The 19,041-nt window shown below is 42.4% G+C and carries 14 protein-coding genes; 13 read left to right on the top strand and 1 reads right to left on the bottom strand.

Annotated elements, in window-relative coordinates; all coding sequences use genetic code 11:
• Positions 1-208: 208 nt before the first annotated feature.
• From betB to B9Y89_RS17205, 4 genes are all read left to right on the top strand, one after another.
• Complete coding sequence (betB, locus tag B9Y89_RS17220; RefSeq protein WP_085524792.1) at positions 209-1,666, top strand: betaine-aldehyde dehydrogenase; 1,458 nt, start codon at positions 209-211, stop codon at positions 1,664-1,666.
• Between the two features lie 25 nt (positions 1,667-1,691).
• Entirely contained in the window at positions 1,692-3,377 is a 1,686-nt protein-coding gene (gene betA / locus B9Y89_RS17215; protein WP_085524413.1) for a choline dehydrogenase, read from the top strand.
• Positions 3,378-3,637: 260 nt separating this feature from the next.
• The gene (locus B9Y89_RS17210; protein ID WP_254901282.1) at positions 3,638-4,603 is read left to right on the top strand and encodes a nucleoside hydrolase; all 966 of its coding nucleotides are present in this window, start codon (positions 3,638-3,640) and stop codon (positions 4,601-4,603) included.
• Positions 4,604-4,863: 260 nt separating this feature from the next.
• The gene (locus B9Y89_RS17205) at positions 4,864-5,880 is read left to right on the top strand and encodes a DUF3231 family protein (RefSeq protein ID WP_254901281.1); all 1,017 of its coding nucleotides are present in this window, start codon (positions 4,864-4,866) and stop codon (positions 5,878-5,880) included.
• A gap of 426 nt (positions 5,881-6,306) precedes the next feature.
• Here B9Y89_RS17205 and B9Y89_RS17200 read toward each other — a convergent pair whose 3' ends face one another.
• Positions 6,307-6,930, bottom strand: coding sequence for a TetR/AcrR family transcriptional regulator (locus B9Y89_RS17200; protein WP_254901280.1), 624 nt, complete (start codon positions 6,928-6,930; stop codon positions 6,307-6,309).
• 173 nt (positions 6,931-7,103) lie between these two features.
• Here B9Y89_RS17200 and B9Y89_RS17195 point away from each other — a divergent pair, with 173 nt between their 5' ends.
• From B9Y89_RS17195 to B9Y89_RS17155, 9 genes are all read left to right on the top strand, one after another.
• Positions 7,104-9,350 (top strand): MMPL family transporter, encoded by a 2,247-nt coding sequence (locus tag B9Y89_RS17195; protein WP_085524411.1) that lies wholly within the window; start codon positions 7,104-7,106, stop codon positions 9,348-9,350.
• A 43-nt stretch (positions 9,351-9,393) separates the two neighbouring features.
• Entirely contained in the window at positions 9,394-10,140 is a 747-nt protein-coding gene (locus B9Y89_RS17190) for an SDR family NAD(P)-dependent oxidoreductase (protein WP_085524410.1), read from the top strand.
• 344 nt (positions 10,141-10,484) lie between these two features.
• Entirely contained in the window at positions 10,485-11,462 is a 978-nt protein-coding gene (locus B9Y89_RS17185) for an aldo/keto reductase (RefSeq protein ID WP_085524409.1), read from the top strand.
• A 415-nt stretch (positions 11,463-11,877) separates the two neighbouring features.
• Entirely contained in the window at positions 11,878-12,633 is a 756-nt protein-coding gene (locus B9Y89_RS17180) for a glucose 1-dehydrogenase (RefSeq protein WP_085524408.1), read from the top strand.
• Between the two features lie 637 nt (positions 12,634-13,270).
• Positions 13,271-14,053 carry an IclR family transcriptional regulator gene (locus B9Y89_RS17175; protein ID WP_085524407.1) on the top strand — a complete coding sequence of 261 codons (783 nt, stop codon included), beginning with the start codon at positions 13,271-13,273 and terminating at the stop codon, positions 14,051-14,053.
• A 19-nt stretch (positions 14,054-14,072) separates the two neighbouring features.
• A complete protein-coding gene (locus tag B9Y89_RS17170; RefSeq protein WP_085524406.1) occupies positions 14,073-14,981 on the top strand; it encodes a dihydrodipicolinate synthase family protein in 909 nt (302 codons plus the stop codon).
• Positions 14,982-15,013: 32 nt separating this feature from the next.
• Complete coding sequence (locus B9Y89_RS17165) at positions 15,014-16,321, top strand: MFS transporter (protein ID WP_217807192.1); 1,308 nt, start codon at positions 15,014-15,016, stop codon at positions 16,319-16,321.
• A gap of 47 nt (positions 16,322-16,368) precedes the next feature.
• The gene (locus tag B9Y89_RS17160; RefSeq protein ID WP_139822829.1) at positions 16,369-17,364 is read left to right on the top strand and encodes a 2-hydroxyacid dehydrogenase; all 996 of its coding nucleotides are present in this window, start codon (positions 16,369-16,371) and stop codon (positions 17,362-17,364) included.
• A gap of 190 nt (positions 17,365-17,554) precedes the next feature.
• Positions 17,555-18,973: an Nramp family divalent metal transporter gene (locus tag B9Y89_RS17155; protein ID WP_085524788.1), complete on the top strand. Its 1,419-nt coding sequence runs from the start codon at positions 17,555-17,557 to the stop codon at positions 18,971-18,973.
• The last annotated feature ends 68 nt before the right edge of the window (positions 18,974-19,041 follow it).

The following is a 19,041-nucleotide window of genomic DNA, read 5'->3' as shown; positions in this document are numbered from 1 at the left end:
TCAAAAGTTAAATTTATTTTGATGATAAACTCAACGTTGTCGTATCAACGACTGATGATCATTTCAAATTTTTTTAGAGGTTTGACAGATTAATAGGGGAATGGTAGATTTATATTGTTAAAAACGTTAAATAAATATTTAATAAATTTAATTGATTAAACTGATTAAACAAATGACATAAAGGAGTGGTGGTTTGACTTTAAAAAGAATGTATATAAATGGCGAATGGGTTCAAGCCCTGTCCGGAGAGACGCGGGAGATCATTAATCCTTACAATCAAGAAGTCGTTGCAACGGCTGCGGAAGGTAACGAGAAGGACGCCCAAGCAGCGATTCAAGCGGCAAGAACCGCATTTGACGAAGGTGATTGGAGAACGTTGCCCGCTAATGAACGCGGTGAACTTGTCTATCAAATAGGTACATTGATTCGCCGGGATCTTGAAGAACTTGCTGAACTAGAGACATGGGATACGGGTAAAACGGTCGAAGAAAGCCGTGCCGATATGAGTGACATCGCCAATGTTTTTCTTTATTTCGGCGGTTTAGCTGATAAAGATGGCGGTGAAGTGATTGAGTCTCCGATTCCGAACTCTGAAAGTAAAGTCGTCCGTGAGCCTGTCGGTGTCTGTGGGCAAATTACGCCATGGAACTATCCACTACTACAGGCCGCATGGAAAATTGCACCGGCCTTAGCCGCTGGTAACACAATTATTATGAAGCCGAGTGAAATTACACCGCTAACAACGGTTAAAGTCTTTGAACTTATCGAAGAAGCTGGTGTGCCAAAAGGCGTCGCCAATTTAGTGCTTGGCCCTGGGAAATCCGCTGGTGCTGAATTATCTACGAATACCGACGTTGATCTCATTTCATTTACGGGCGGTATCGAAACTGGAAAGTCGATCATGCAATCCGCTAGCCATAATGTGAAAAAAATTGCGCTTGAGCTTGGCGGTAAGAATCCGAATGTGGTTTTTGCTGATGCTGATTTTGAAACAGCAGTTGATCAAGCTTTGAATGCAGTATTTTTTCATGCCGGGCAAGTTTGCTCAGCGGGTGCAAGACTATTAGTTGAAGAAAGTATTCATGATCAGTTTGTGGAAGCCCTAGTTGAACGGGCAAAAAGAATTAAGTTGGGCAACGGCTTTGATAAAGATACACAAAGCGGTCCACTGATTTCCGCTGAACACCGTGCCAAAGTTGAAAAGTACGTCGAGATTGGTAAAGAAGAGGGAGCAACACTCGCAGTGGGTGGCCAGCGTCCTGAAGCGGCCGAACTACAAAATGGTTTCTTTTATTTACCAACGATTTTTACTAATTGTACAAGTGACATGCGCATCGTTCAGGAAGAGGTCTTTGGCCCGGTATTAACCGTAGAAACGTTCACGTCCAAAGAAGAAGCCGTACAATTCGCGAACGATACGATTTACGGATTAGCCGGTGCCGTATGGACTCAGGATTTGGATAAAGCTGAATTTGTTGCCTCACGGCTCAGACTAGGTACCGTTTGGATCAATGATTTCCATCCTTATTTCGCACAAGCGCCATGGGGCGGTTATAAGCAATCTGGTATTGGTCGCGAGCTTGGCCGCGAAGGCATGGATGAATACACAGAGGTCAAACACATTTACCGCAATAAACAACCAGAACCTGTTCAGTGGTTCAAATAATCTTTTCATTAAGGAGGTTTTACAGATGAATCAAACATACGACTATGTCATCGTTGGTGGCGGTAGTGCGGGTTCGGTACTGGGCAACCGTCTAAGTAAAGATGAATCGTGCAGTGTATTGGTCTTGGAAGCAGGGCGTAGCGATTATCCATGGGATCTATTTATTCAAATGCCAGCAGCTTTGATGTTCCCGTCAGGCAATCGCTTCTATGACTGGATCTACTCGACTGACTCTGAGCCTTATATGAATGGACGGCGTGTCGCGCATGCCCGGGGAAAAGTCCTTGGGGGATCGAGTTCCATCAACGGCATGATTTATCAGCGTGGCAATCCGATGGACTATGAACGGTGGGGATCTGCCCCGGGTATGGAAACTTGGGACTATGCCCATTGTCTGCCATATTTTAAACGACTGGAAACGGCCTTTGGAGCCGATCCATCTGATGAGTACCGCGGCCACAACGGTCCACTTAAATTAAAGCGCGGACCTGCCACGAACCCTTTATTTCAAGCCTTTTTCGATGCAGGTGTTGAGGCTGGTTACTCTAAAACCCCCGATGTCAATGGTTTTCGTCAGGAAGGATTCGGGCCATTCGATAGTCATGTGCATAACGGCAGACGTGTGTCAGCTTCACGTGCCTATTTACGTCCGGCGATGCGACGCAAAAACCTTACAGTGAAGACGCGTGCTTTTGTTACCAGTATCGATTTTGATGGTACCCGGGCAAATGGGGTGACATACAAAAAGAATGGAAAGACTTATAAGGTTAATGCGGGAGAGGTGATCCTTTCCGGTGGTGCATTTAACACACCACAGCTCCTTCAGCTGTCCGGTGTGGGAGACGCTGATCACTTACGTTCGCTTGGTATTCAACCAGTAGTTGACCTACCGGGTGTAGGGGAAAATCTTGAGGATCATCTTGAAGTATATATTCAGCATGCTTGTCCGCAGCCTGTTTCCGAACAGCCTAGCCTAAATAAAGCAAAAATGCCTTGGATCGGCTTGCAATGGCTACTTGGACGTACTGGCCCGGCAGCATCGAACCATTTTGAAGGTGGAGGTTTCGTCCGTTCGAATGAAGATGTTGATTATCCGAATCTGATGTTCCACTTCCTTCCGCTTTCGGTTCGATATGACGGCCAAAAAACGGATACGGAACATGGATTCCAAGTACACGTTGGACCGATGTACTCGAACTCCCGGGGAAGCCTGAAGATCCGTTCGCGAGATCCTTTTGAGCATCCGAGCATTGTATTTAACTATTTATCTACCGAAGAGGATCGGCGTGAGTGGATTGAAGCCATACGCGTTTCGCGGAAAATTCTTTCCCAGCCAGCGTTAGCGCCTTACAATTCAGGTGAAATTTCCCCAGGGCCTTCTGTCCAAACGGATGAGGAAATTCTGGAGTGGGTCGCGAATGACGCTGAAACAGCACTTCATCCATCCTGCACGGCAAAAATGGGTCCGGCTTCAGATCCGATGGCCGTCGTTGATCCGCTGACCATGAAGGTTCATGGCTTGGATAACGTACGGGTTGTTGATGCGTCTGCTATGCCGCATACGACGAATGGCAATATCCATGCACCGGTGTTGATGTTGGCAGAAAAAGCAGCCGACATCATCTCTGGACAAAAACCAATGAAACCTGAGTATAAGGACTATTATCGTCATGGCGTCCATCCAAAAGATGCAGGCACCGTCGAGAAATAAGTTGATAGAAGCCTTGTTTCGCAAGCGGAACAGAAATCAGTGTAAGAAAAAATACGATGATATCACTGATGGCAGAGATATATGGCAATGAATATAAATCAAGCAATAGATAGTAGAAATCATTCAACAAAAGGTGGCCCCGATCATTAAAAGCCGATGATCGGGGCCATTACCATTTATCACTAAAATCCACACTAAGACTTTCTCACTGATCTCGAACCATCCCTGCTCATCACTGTTTCAAGCACGATTCATGAATATTGGACATATACAATAGAAGGGGAGGGGGGCTTCTTATTACGAAAAAAATTCTTTTATTTTGTGATCCTGGAATTGATGATTCTTTGGCAATTATGTATACCATGATGGATCCTGAAATCGAACTGGTTGGTATCGTCACCGGTTATGGTAATGTAACAAAAGACCAGGCGACAGCCAATGCTGCTTATTTGGTACAATTAGCGGGTAGAAAGGACATCCCCATTATTCCTGGTGCTTCCAATCCAATTCAGCAGGAAGAAGTCACGTTTTACCCAGAAATTCACGGTGAGGAAGGCATCGGTCCGATACAGCCTCCTGGTAATATGCAATATCAGATATATCCTTTTGACACCATTCGTCTCATCATAGAACGATATAGCAATGAGCTCATCATTGTAGATACAGGCCGTTCAACGACCCTGGCAACTGCATTTACTCTATTTCCAGATCAAATAAAAATGGTTCATTCTTTTTATGTAATGGGCGGGGCATTCTTTGTTCCGGGTAACGTAACGGCCCTGGCGGAAGCAAATTTCTTTGGAGATCCGACGTCATCTAATTATGTTCTTAAGTTTGCACATAACCTGACGATAACCCCGCTAAATGTCACTCAATTCGCCATTATCACTCCGGATATTGTGGACGTCGTTTCCAAAAACAAGAAAAACGTCTATGCCTTCATGATCGCGCCTGTCTTTGAGTATTACTACGAATTCTATAAAAAAAGTATACCGGGTATTTCGGGTGCTCCTATTCACGATCTTCTCACTATTATACTTGTTAAAAATCCTGCCATCGTTGATTTCATATACTATGATGCAAATGTTGTAGAGGATAAAGAAGCAAGGGGACTGTCCTATATTGACCTTCGACCAACAAGTGAAACAGGAAAAACGGCTATTGCCACCAAACTTCATTATGAAGCATTTATAGATGAATTTAGTAAGGTGATGTTGCCGGAATAATTGGGTGTTTAATGATCCTTTTTAATAGATGACCTTTCATTGTTATTTGGGAGGTCATTTACGCATTGATTTGTTACATTATTTATTTGGTTCTTTGTTTCAGTCTTCACCTTCACTTAAAATAAATACTTATATAAGCCACCTTCAAAATGAAAAGTCACGAGGATGTCTAACAAGAATACCTTGCCAAGAGGTCGGGAAGGATAAGGCAAGTATAAACCTTCAAGAGGCCTTATTTTTTAATGAAAGGAAGGAACAAAGTGACCAAAGAACAGGAGCCGCTAACATCCTCAGAGCTTGCCACACTTTGGGTCGTTTATGAAAAAAAGACCATGATGGTCAGGATTATTGATTTCTTCTTAGTCCATAATCAGGATCCAGAGGCAAGAAAAATATTTCAATCGTTTATAAAAGGGGAAAGTAAATTTGTTAAGGAATTAAGTCAGATATTTAAACAAGAAGGGGCAGCCGTCCCGGTTGGATTTACCGAAAATGATGTGAATCATAGTGCGCCTAAGTTGTATGATGACATTTTTGAAGTCATGTATTTACGTACAATGATGAAAATTGCATCGGGTATCCACGCCTTACATATATCGATGAGTTACCGGAAGGACATCATGAACCTGTATCAAAAGTTCACTAAATATGCAGAAGCGTTCTGTGAAGAAACAACACAGTATTTGCTTGATAAAGGGGTGCTTCCAAAATCCCCGTATATTAACCTTCCGAAACATGTAGAATTCGCTAAGACTAAAGATTATCGGTCAGGATTGAAATTAACGGGTCACAGAAGACCTTTAAATGCTGTTGAAGTCGCTTATCTATATCAGACGGTTGAAGCGAATATTGCAGGCATGAAACTAATGACAGGCTTTGCTCAAGTCGCCAAGGCAAAGGATATACGGCAATACTTTTTCCGGGGGAAAGAGTTGTCCAAACAAATCACCAAAACATTCAGTAACATATTAATGGAAAGTGATATTAATGCCCCAGCTACATCGGCAGGACGGGTGACGAACTCAACAATGTCGCCGTTTTCAGACAAGCTTATGATGTATAATACGTCTCTATTAAACAGTTTTGCTTTAGGCAGCAATGCCATCGGTACAACCTTCAGTTTGAGAAAAGATTTACCATTAAAAATGATGGGGACGGCGAAAGATATTTTAGATTTTGCGAGTGATGGAGGGGATCTCATGATTGAACACGGATTAATGGAGGAACCCCCTCAAATGGAGGATAGGACCCAATTATCAAAAGGACAGAATGGTTAAAGGCAAAAAGGTTTGTTTCAAAGAATTAGTTGGTTAAACTAATGGATTAATGTTTGTAAAATCAGCGCGTTAACATTGTTGATTGGAACGGCAGGCGGCGACTCCTGCGGGAATAGCATGAGCCTTGAGACCCCGCAATGCAATCAAGGATGATCAGTTCATGTAAGGAGGTTCAGCTAAAAACGTCACGTCCTGTGACAACGCTGAACTGACCCGCGTCCTGCGGGCCTACGTCCTGTGACAACGCTGATCCTACCCACATCAATCCACCCCAAAAAGCAAAAATCGCTTTTCGGGGACCCCGGGTGTGGGCATGAGGCTCAAGCCATGCCCGCGGAAAGTGTTCGCCTAGAGTGGAAATCAATAGGCCAAGCACACTTACAAATGTTTGGATTTTCTGCATTAGTTTTGAATGATGAAATTGATTCAATTTGAAAAAAGGCCATTCCAGAAGAAGTGGGTTATTTGTTCTGCAGCTTCCTCAGCGGAGGTGAAAATGGCCTGGTTATCTGTGTCTCTATAATTACCAGCCTTTACGAGAGAGATATACATAAGGGCTGCAAACGACGGATTGATATGACTGATTTCTCCAGCTGTCAGCGCATCTTCGAAAGTCTTTTCAATAACTTTATAAATGTCTTCTTCTGCTGCTTGCATTGTTTTAATCTGATCTTGAGACAATGCATTTTTCGTTTCTCTCATAAACCCGTCCAAATCAATATCATTGGTTGCTTTCAAATGTTCCTCTAATATTTTTTGGAGGCGGGTACGTAAGGGAATGTCCTCTTGTAATATTGATTGAATGTGCCTGCGAATCTGAAACATCATCTGAACGATGGTTTCGGTGAATAATTCTCCTTTACTTTTATAGTAATAGTATATAGTCGCCTTGGTGAAGTTGCATTTTTTTGCGACATCATCCACTGATACTTCTTGATAACCATAAGTTAAAAAAAGGTCCATTGCTGCCTGGAGAATGATTCGATGGGTTGGCTGACTTTGTTCATCGGAACGAGGTCTGCCGATTGAACGCCTGTTATTGTCCGTCAAACTTGTTCTCTCCTTATACATTCATTCAATTTAAAGTATATCACATAAGGTGAGGACTTCCGATGCAATAAAGGTGTTCGTTGAAAATTAACTGACCAGTATATATAATTAATTCAGATATATAAAGGTGTTATAGAAATATCCGCGTAAAAACTGAGAGAAGGGGAATTTTAATGAAGTTTGGGAGAGCAGTTGCCGGTTCGAAAAGTCGATGGGTTATATTAAGCATTTGGGTTCTAGTGGTTAGCCTTTTATCAGTGATTTGGCCCCAGGTTAACGATGAAGCCGTTGGGACGAATCAATTGCTTCCTGAAGATGCGATGTCTGTCAAGGCATCAAAGATCATTGACGAACAGTTTTCAGACGGTCAGGGTGTTCCATTATTAATCGTATGGCATCGTCAAAACGGGTTAAAACAAGCGGATTTTAAGGCGGTTCAATCGCTTTATAAGCATTTGGATGACAAGCCGCTTGATCAGCAGACGATGGTGCCGGAATTTGGCAAAATGCCCATGCAGGTACTTGTCCAGTCCGCATCAAAAGATGGAGAAGCATTAACAACACCGGTGTTTTTTGATAACGCTGCGTCAACAGAACATTTACAACAGTCATTAGCAGCACTGAAAGAAAAAATCAATCATCTAACAGAAGGAACTTCTTTTAATGGAGATATTTCTGCTGAGGGATTACACACCCGGTTCACAGGCCCGGTAGCCATTCAAACGGATGCAAAAGAACTGTTTAGCCAGGCCGATGTAACGTTACTCATCGCAACCGTGCTACTGGTGTTAGTGTTACTCGTCGTTTTGTACCGTTCACCGATTCTAGCACTCGTCCCGCTGATTGGGGTAGGATTTGCTTATGGAGTGATCAGTCCAATCCTTGGATTTTTTGCAAGTCAAGGGTGGATTGTCGTAGATACACAGACGACCTCCATTATGACGGTCCTCTTGTTTGGGGCGGGGACCGATTACTGCTTGTTCCTTGTTTCGCGATATCGCGATGAATTACAGGTGGAACCCAATAAATACAAAGCTCTGCAGTCTGCCATCGCTCATTCTGGTGGCGCGATTATGATGAGTGCTCTGACCACAGCCATCGGATTAGTAACGTTATCCTTGGCACAATATGCATCTTATGAGCGTTTTGCGGTTCCATTTAGTTTTGCCATCATAATGATCGCCGTCGCGGTTATGACACTGCTGCCAGCTATTCTGGCCATACTCGGAAGAACCGCCTTCTTTCCATTTAAACCAAGAACGGAAAAAATGGTTCAGGAGTTGGAGAAAAAGAAAGGCAAATCCATATCCCGACGTAAAAACAAGAGCCGACTTAGTCAAAAGGCTAGCAAATGGGTTATTAAGAAACCTTGGAAAGTCATCATCTTTTGCCTGATTCTTCTAGGGGGATTAGCGACATTTACATCCAAAACGGAATATACCTATGGTGTTTTTGATGCCTTTCCGAAGGATACGCCGTCCCGTGAAGGTTTTACCATCATGGCTGATCATTATTCTGCAGGTGGGATAGCGCCGGTTCAGATGATTGTTGATACAGAAGGTCAAGAGGTTGTTTTACAGGAGAAATTAGCTTCTTTATCTTTTGTCAAAAGAGTAAGCCATCCGGTTTCTGGTAAAGATAATACTCATTTAAAGAAGTTAGAAGTGACATTATCCGTCGATCCATACTCGTCCAAGGCTGTCGCGAAAATGCCGGAGTTAAAAAAAGTTGTTGTTAACACCCTTGAAAAGGCGGAGGTTGACCATGCAAACGAACACGTCTGGATAGGTGGAGAAACGGCAACGTTATATGATACGAAAAAAATAACGAGTCGGGATCAGAATCTCATTGTCCCTGTCATCCTTGTGATCATAGCATCATTGCTGCTACTCTATTTACGTTCAATTATAGCAATGATCTATCTTCTTCTAACGGTTGTGCTTTCCTACATGTCAGCCTTGGGCCTAGGTTGGTTGTTGATTCATTACGGTATGGGTGCACCTGCTATGCAAGGGCTTATTCCGTTATATGCCTTTGTCTTCTTAGTTGCCCTAGGGGGAGATTACAACCTATTTATGGTCTCGAGCATATGGAAAAAACGAGAACACATGCCGTTAAATAAGGCGATTGCGGAAGGTGTTGTCGACACCAGCAGTGTCATCACTTCAGCGGGTCTGATTTTGGCAGGCACATTCTCAGTTTTGGCGGTCATGCCCATGCAGGTTCTCGTACAGTTTGGAACGGTAACAGCTATAGGGGTTTTATTAGATACATTTATTGTTCGCCCATTACTGGTTCCAGCTATCACAAAAGTCCTTGGAAACTATGCATTTTGGCCTGGTCAGCTTTGGAAAAAGGAAGACATTGATCATCCGGTTACGAAAAAGGTTGATGAGAAAAATCATGAGTCGTATCATTAAAGAGCCCCGTCTACTTATAAAACAATAACTAAGGAGAGAGCGTATGCCTGACTTAAAAAACCACGTAATCCTTATCACAGGTGCCAATCGTGGTCAGGGAAAAGCTATCGCTGAGCACCTTGCTTCATTAGGTGGCACTGTGGTCGTTGGTGCCCGGAATTATGAAAAAGCTCAGGAAGTGGCAGAGGCCATTGGTGAAGACCATGCCTATCCGGTTCAGCTGGATGTCACAAAGGAATCACAGTGGAAAGCAGCTACGGATGAAATTATAGATAAATTGGGTAAAATCAATGTACTCGTTAATAATGCTGGAGCTCTAAAACGCAAACCGTTTACAGACATAACGATGGAAGATTATCAACACTTGATTAATGTGAATCAGCTCGGAGTATTTCAGGGGATGCAGGCGGTTATTCCCCATATGGAAAAGCAGCAGAAAGGTTCTATTATAAACAATTTGTCGATCTCTGCGTTTGCCCCAATCGGTCATTCTTCGGCTTATGCTGCCACAAAAGCATCTGTGGTGGCCATGTCTAAAGCAGCCGCCATTGAATTGGGACAAAAGGGAATCCGGGTTAATATGGTTCATCCGGGCGGAATTGAAACAGAAATGGCCACCCAAGGTGAGGGAGTTCCGGACTTTTATAATTCGGTTCCTCTGGGACGTATCGGACAGCCGATTGAAATTGCCCGGGCTGTAGCGTTCCTTGCTTCTGATGAAAGTTCATATTGCACAGGAACAGAAATTGTTGTTGATGGAGGTATGACATTGGGGGCTAGGGAAGAATAAGGAAATCAATCATATTTAAAAAAACAATTTAGAAAAGGGCCTTCAAAAAAGAAAGCAACTCCTTTAAATAATAAAGGAGTTGCTTTGATCGTGTTATTGCGCAATTTCTACACCTTTTGTCCACTCACTAACGAGGTCTTGATGGGATGCTCCAGAATTGAGAGCAATGATTTTAAAATGATAATATACTTGCACAGGAGTCCAGAGCCCTAGGCTCCTTTTAACAGCAAAAATAGGGTTGAAGACTTTGGACCAAAATATAGTCAATGCCAGGTTTACTTTTTACTAACAGCGGTAAAAGATTATAGATAGAAGGTCTAAAACTTTGAGGAGGATCGATCAGTATGAACAAAGCGTTAGAAGATAAACTAGGATTCGGAACAGCTCCTCTAGGCAATATGTACCGTGATGTTTCAGAAGAGGAAGCCAGGGCTACAATTGAGGCGGCCTGGGATCAGGGGATTCGATATTTTGATACAGCGCCTTTTTATGGTGCGGGTTTATCTGAAATACGATTAGGTGACGTTTTATCGCAACATCATCGAGATGATTATTTGTTAAGCACAAAAGTAGGACGGGTAATCTCAGATGAATTGGAAGAGAAAAACGGACTGTTCGAACAGGGCCGTAAGAATAAAGTGATTACGGACTACAGTGAAGATGCAACGCTGCGATCGATAGAACAGAGCTTGGAACGCTTACAAACAGACCGGCTGGACTTCGTCTATGTCCATGATATTTCCCCGGATTTCCATGGGGATGAATGGATAACGAAGTATGATACGGCGAGAAAAGGAGCCTTCCGCGTACTAACACGCCTTCGTGACGAGGGTGTTATTAAATCTTGGGGCATTGGCGTCAACCGGACAGAACCAATCGAGCTTGCATTGGAGCTAGAAGAAGCTCATCCAGATCTATGCTTGTTGGCTACTCGCTATACCTTATTAAATCATGAGCATGCGCTGCAGCGCTTAATGCCTACCGCCCAAGACAAAGGTGTTAGCATTGCTGTCGGTGGACCGTATAGTTCGGGTATCTTAGTCGGAGGCTCTCACTATGATTATGGAGAAGCGCCTTCTAACATTACATCAAAAGTCGATCGAATGAAAGCCATCGCACAGCGCCACCAGGTGAGCCTAAAAGCCGCAGCCTTGCAATTTTCAGCAGCGCATCCAGCTGTCTTCGCTGTTATCCCCGGTACCACACGTCCCGAGAGGATTAACGAAGACCTAACAGCCATGAAAGCTGATATTCCATCGGACTTCTGGCAGGAGATGCGTGAACATGGACTGGTTTCACCAGACGCACCGTTGCCCATTTAGAGAGGATGCCTCGAATATCTCTTTCGCCAAGACCGCAGAACGAATCTGCGGTCTTGTCTGTTAGGGATGGAGAAGTCTTAAGGGGATTTTCAACTTGCATGCGTTCCTTTTTATCTTTAAAATTCAATTAACTAAGTACATTGCCACCATCCATATTAAGTGTCTGTGCAGTAATATCGTCTGCATCTGGACTAGCCAAACAAATACAGCTTTCGCAAATCTTTTGGTTGTTCCATCCATACATACTGGAATAGCTTCAATCGCACGACGTTTTGAATTCTTGTAAACTTCTTATCTACGCCGAAAAATCATAGGAATAGCTGGATGGAGGCATCATGTCAGTTGCATTGGGTAGTATATAGTTGCGTCTTATGAAATCAATGATGAATCTCAAGTAAATGATTGGAGTGTCAAGATGGAATTGTTTAGTTTGAAGAATCAGGTGGCGATCGTGACAGGTGGTAGTCGCGGATTAGGAAAAGCGATTGCATTAGGACTTGCAAAAGCAGGTGCGGATATTGCTATTGTTCAAAGGTCTGAAGAAGAACCAGAGATAGTGGAAGAAATTAAGAGTCTGGGTCGGCGTTGTTTTGTGATTCATTATGACTTAAGTGATACCACAAACGTGGAAAATATTATAGATAAGGTGTTCAACCAATATGGTCGGTTGGATATTCTTGTTAACAATGCAGGAGCACAATACCGTTCACTGTCAGAAGAATTTCCCGAGGAAAAATGGGACTTTGTCATGGACGTCAATGCCAAGTCGGTATTTAAATTATGCCAAGCAGCCGGCAAGTATATGCTTCAAAATAACCATGGGAAAATTATCAACATTGCTTCTCTTCTATCCTTTCAAGGGGGATATACTGTCCCTGCATATGCGGCAAGCAAAGGTGCTGTGGTCCAAATGACAAAAGCCTTATCTAATGAGTGGGCAAAACGTGGTATTAATGTCAATGCTATTGCTCCTGGATACATGGCAACAGACATGAATGAAGCTTTAATTGCTGATGAAACAAGAAACCGCCAAATTCTTGAACGTATCCCGGCAGACCGCTGGGGTAATCCTGAAGATTTGGTTGGTGCTGCTATTTTACTCGCATCTGATGCATCCAATTACATACATGGTGAGACGATTACAGTGGATGGTGGTTGGATGGGAAGGTAACAATTCATGATTATAAAATAGACACCCCTCCTTATATAAGAAGGGGTGTAGGGTATCAAAGTTCCATATGTCATAAAAGCGACGTATGTTGACGAAGCGATGACTATTTTCAACAAATCATCCGAACTGATTTAATCAATCGTTCGGATGATTCTGTGACGGATATACTTGTGTCTTAGCCTCCGTTATTTATTCTTCTAAACAGATAAGACCCCCAAAAGGAACGAAAAACAAAGCGATTTAAAAAACACTCACACTCCCCAATGGCTTAATGACGCTGCAGAACAAGAGCGTCAACTTCCCACAATGCTGTCCCACGCTAAAAAATGACAACTCAATCAATCATAAAAATACCGATCATGATATTCGATGTTCTTAATAATCACTTTTATTTAGGTGTGCTTTTCAGAAACCTCGTTTGTTTCATCATGTTTTTTAATTTTCTTGTAGAGTTGGGGACATTCACTTTTCACTTCCTGATACGAGTTTCATCTTACTTTGCGTTTTTAGTCCTTAGAAATAAACGTTTAGTATAATGTTATGAATATTGGGGTTTTTCCGAACATAAAATAAAAATATGAACATGAGTTCATGTATATGAACACTTTAAAAAGTTCTTATTGGAGGAAGATCCATTTTGAAAAAAGAGAGCACGACAGTAAAATCGGCCTACAGAGTAATGTATATTTTGGAAGCCCTATCAAACAATCCGATTGGTTTAACATTTACCGATTTAAATACCAAACTTGAATTACCTAAGAGTAGTTTGAATCAACTATTGAATACGCTTCTTGAAATGAACATGATCCGATATGAGGCAAAGATTAAAACATACACATTGGGTGCAAAAATTTGGGAATTCGCTATGGCTTATTCCAATAATTTGCCTGTTAATCAAATTGTCCAGCCTTATCTTGAAAAATTGAGAAATGACTATGATGAAACGGTACAAATGGCCGTTCTTGACGGTGCGGACGTAGTATATATGGCCAAGATACCATCCAGCCAGCCTCTCCAATTATCTTCTCAGGTAGGGAGCCGGTTACCGGCCTATGTTACCGGTATAGGTAAAGCTTTGTTGGCTTGTTTGTCTACCCAACAATTGCTTGATATTTATCCGGAACCTAAACTCGATGCTTATACAGAAAAGACGATTACCAAAAGAGATCGTCTACTAGAGGAGCTTAACGAAATAAGGGAACGGGGATATGCACGTGATTTGGGTGAATATTCATCAGAAATACGCTGTGTAGCCGCACCTATCCTCGGTTTTGGCAATTCTCCTGTTGCCGCGATCAGTTTTTCAGTATGGGAAGAGCAGGAATTAAAAGAAAAAGAAGCAAGCCTTTCGCGTGCACTATCAGCTTGTACAAAGGAATTAAGTCTTCGATTAGGAGCGACGGAGCCTTTTCCTAGATAAAAAAGGAGTGAAGGTTATTATGGTCCAAAAAAATGGTTTCCAAGGTGTGATGCCACCGATTTCAACGGTCTTTGATGAGGATGGTCACTTTGACACTCATGGGATGGGGAGACTGATTGATACTTTAACTAGCACAGATATTCAAGGATTACTTGTTTTAGGATCTGGCGGAGAATTCAGCCAGATGTCATTTGAACAGAGAAAAGAAGTTGCTGAATTTAGTGTCTCTTACGTTAATGACAGAGTCCCGGTCTTAATCGGAACAGGAGCTACTAGTACTCGTGAGGCTATATTATTAAGCCAACATGCCCAAGAAATTGGAGCGGCTGGAGTCGTTGTCGTCAATCCTTATTATTGGCATTTATCGAAGAAAAATTTATTTGATCACTATACGGAAATCTCAAGATCTATTGATATTCCAATTTTACTTTATAATTTTCCAGATTTAACCGGACAGGATTTAAGCCCGGATCTGGTTCTGGAATTGGTGGAAGAGAACTCTAACATTGTCGGAATTAAAGAAACGGTGGACGGTGTAGGGCACATAAGAGAAATGATTTTGAAAGTAAAAAAGAGATATCCAGATTTCAGGGTACTTGCTGGGTTGGATGACCATTTGTTAAATACACTACAACTTGGAGGAGACGGAGGTATACCCGGGAGTGCGAACTTTGCTCCCGAATTAACGGTGGGAATATATCAAGCTTATCAAGAAAAGAATTTTAAAATAGCAGAAGCATTTCAACGACGCTTGGCTATTCTTCCATTAATGTACCAATTGGATTCGCCTCTTATCAGCGCTATTAAAGAAGCGATCCACCTTCGCGGTTTGAATATATCAACCCAGGTACTAGCGCCAGCGAAAAAGCTGGATAAGGAGAATAAAGATCGCTTAAAAGAAATATTAAAATCAGCTTCACTTTTATAAAACAAAAGTATTGTTAAAAAGGAGGTCATTAGGTGAATACAAACATCTCCACAAATTTACCAACCCAAACACCGAAACTAAAATTCCGTTATACTGTCGTCATTTGGTTGTTAATAGGTGGTATGATTAATTATTTGGATCGTTCTATCCTTTCCATTGCGGCTCCAAAAATGATGACAGATTTAGGATTTAGTGCTACGGATATAGGTTTACTGGGAACAGCCTTTTCCTGGTCGTATGCCGTGATGCAATTACCCTCTGGTTGGCTTATTGATAGATTTGGTGCTAAAAAAGTCTATACGTTAGGGGTCCTCATATGGAGTGCAGCAACTTTCTTTAGTGGAATGGTTGCCGCGCTTTGGGTATTTGTATTATTAAGAATTTTATTAGGTGCGGGTGAAGCTCCTTGTTTTCCGACATCAGCAAAGGTTACGGCAAATTGGTATCCGAAAAAAGAAAGAGGACTGATCACAGGTATCTGGGATTCCTCATCTAAATGGGGGCCGGCTTTGGCACCTCCACTGCTTATTTTTATCATGGTTACGTTTGGGTGGAGAGAATTATTTTATTTTGCAGGATTAATTGGCGGGATATTTGCGGTTTTGTTTTTTATATTTTATCAAAATCCAAATAAAAGCAAGAAATTATCTAAAAAAGAGTTAGCTTATATCGAAGCGAATGGAAGTGGTAAGGAGCAAAGGACAAAAGATTCCAATATAAACTGGCTTTCATTGTTTAAGTACCGTAGTGTTTGGGGGATGATTTTTGGATACTTTTGTACCATTTGGATATGGAACATATTTCTTGTCTTTTTACCTCTCTACCTGTTGGATGTCTATCAAATTTCATTAGCAGAACTAGGAATTTATGCAAGTATTCCTTGGATAGGCGGAGCTTTTGGTAATATCACCGGTGGGTATCTTACGAAAAAGATGGTTGACTTAGGCTGGACGACAGCAATGAAATCACGACAGATATTTATTAGTATTTGTGCTGTTTTAACAGCTGTTTGTGTCATTCTATTACCTTTTATGAATAGTATCGCGTCTACGATTACGCTTATGACATTAGCTTTAGCCTTCATCTCAGCGATTACAGGCAATGCTTGGGCATTGGCAACAGATGTTGCCCCTTCATCTATGGTAGCATCCGTGGGGTCAATTCAAAATTTTGGGGGATATTTTGGAGGCGCTTTCTCACCTGTGGTAGCAGGTTTTATCGTCGAGTCCACCGGTTCTTATTCGTTAGCATTTATTAGTGGCGGAATTATCGTTGGTTGTGCTGCTATTTGCTACTTGTTTATCGTGAAAAATCCCATTAAGGAAGAAACGACATCGTAACGCAAGCAAATTGCGTAATAAAATTCTTTGCTTTCAAGGAGGTTCTTATGAAACCCAAGGTCTTTATTAGCAAATCCATTCCCCCCAAAGTGGAAGAATATATTTCAGAATACTGTGATTATGAGAAGTGGAACAACGAACGACCGATTACGCGAAATGAATTGCTGCAAGCCATTACCGAAGTCAACGGCTTACTAACCTCTGGTGGTAAGATTGACGACGAATTATTGTGTCATGCCCCAAACCTCAAAATCGTTAGTAACATGTCCGTCGGTTACAATAACTTTGATATTCCAGCAATGCAAGCTCGGAACATTATAGGTACGCACACGCCATCCATAGCGGATGATACCATCGCTGATTTAGTCTTTGGGTTAATGCTGGCAGCCGCCCGACGAATTCCAGAATTGGACCGACATGTTAAGCAAGGCAAATGGCAGAGCTCCCCTGGTGATGATACGCCGTTTTTCGGTACAGACATTCACCATAAACAATTAGGGATCATTGGTATGGGGCGTATTGGGGAAACCGTAGCTAAGCGGGCAAAGTATGGTTTCAACATGGATGTCTTGTATCATAATCGCAATCGTAAGCCTGAAATGGAAGCCGAATTAGATGCCACTTATTGTTCCTTAGATTCTTTGCTTCAACAAGCCGATTTTATTGTCTTGCTTGTTCCATTAACGGAACATACTTTTGAAATGATGGGGGAGAAACAGTTTGATTTAGTGAAATCAACCAGTATTTTCATAAACGCATCCCGGGGGAAAACGGTCAATGAACAGGCACTAATCCATGCACTTAGAACAAACAAAGTGAAAGCTGCGGCTCTTGACGTCTATTCCGAAGAACCCGTTTCAAGCAATAACCCACTTCTACAAATGACAAATGTAGTAACGTCACCACATATTGGCACAGCCACCTATCAAGCTCGTTTTGATATGGCCATGCTAGCTGCTCGCAATCTTGTTACCGGTCTACAAGGCGAGACGCCACCAAATCTCATTAAAGAGTTTTGCCATTCTTATCAACAAAATGACTGATCGACTTGAGGAAAATCGATTGATTTCCATAAACTCAGGGGAATCAAAAATGCCTTTGAACGCTTTTAAGTTTAAGGGGGGGAGGGGTTAATATCCCAACATAACTGACATTTTATATACACGTAAAATTAGAATTCATTTGAGGTGAGGTTTATCTTAGGTTTAAAACGAGGGGGGGGGTAAGTTGTTTATGGATCAGAATAAGGAAGGAGTAACAGAGCCGATGGATAGCCACTATGATCCCTACCATCTGACTCCTGAGGGGATCAAGGATCCTCCGCAGGGCTGGAGAAACAGTTTCCGTTATCTGGGTCCAGGGTTGATTTTAAGTGCGGCAGTTGTAGGCTCGGGAGAACTTATTGCCACGACGGCCCTTGGGGCTGAGGTTGGATTTGCTATATTGTGGATGGTCATATTCAGTACTTTCATTAAAGTGGCGATTCAGATAGAGCTAGCACGATGGACAATATCGACAGGACAGCCAGCGCTTATGGGCTTTAACAAGGTGCCACCAAAGTTTGGGCGAATTGGGTGGATTAATCTCTTATGGGGGTTGATGATGCTCACGAAGTTCCTTCAGCTTGGCGGCATTGTTGGCGGAGCTGTCACTGCCTTAAGTTTTCTAATACCAATCGGTAGTGAACCGTTGGGGTTCACCTCTCTCTTAATATGGACGATCATTGTTGTCGCTATCACGATTACTATGCTTTACTCTAACAACTATAATCTTATCGAACGGGGATCCTTTGTGAGCGTTTTGTTTTTCACTCTTGTCACTATCCTAATCACTTTTGGATTGCCCTTTACACCTTTTGCTTATGGTACGGAAGACATACTGACCGGTCTAACATTTTCTTTACCTATGGGGGCTATTGGTGCAGCTGTCGCTATGTTCGGGATCACTGGAGTTGGTTCAGATGAGATGACTTATTACACATATTGGTGCCTTGAAAAGGGATACGGTCGTTGGGTAGGTCCAGATGACGGTAGCAAAGCTTGGGCACAACGAGCCAGGGGTTGGATCAAAGTTATGTATAAGGACGCTTTTCTTTCTTGGAGTGTCTATACCATATCCACGTTAGCCTTTTTTATTATGGGTGCAGCCGTTCTACATCCACAGGGTCTTGTGCCCGAGGGCAATGGCATGATTACCACTCTCTCAAACATGTATACCGATGTTCTTGGCGATTGGGCCAATATAGTCTTTTTGGTTGGTGCTATAGCAGCGCTCGGATCGACATTGTGGGCTGCGACAGCTAGTTATCCACGAATGTATACTAACTTTTTAGCCGTTTTGGGAGTCATTAACTGGGAAGATACAAGGACTCGTCTACGCTGGTTCCGCATCTTTACCGTAGCTAATCCAATTATTTGGGGCAGTGTCTTCCTATTCATCCAGTCGCCAGTGATCTTGGTCCAGATTGGTGGCATCTCTACTGGTGTCTTCTTGTTGGCTATAGTGGTAGCGGTATGGTACCTACGTAAAACTGAAGTTGATAGCAGACTATACGGTAACGGCCCTTTCAACGTACTGCTGATAATTAGTAGTATCAGCATCATTTTGCTGGGAGTCTATACAGCTCTTAAAGTTTTTGGATTCACTTTTTGAAGGCGCATCCATGTGTTTGAATAGGACGCATGATTATTGAAATGGAAATTAGAAAAATAGGATGAATA

Source organism: Tuberibacillus sp. Marseille-P3662, from assembly GCF_900178005.1.
Classification (GTDB): Bacteria; Bacillota; Bacilli; order Bacillales; family Sporolactobacillaceae; genus Marseille-P3662.
Note: the sequence above shows the minus strand (reverse complement) of the source record. Positions and strands in the feature narration are given on the sequence as shown.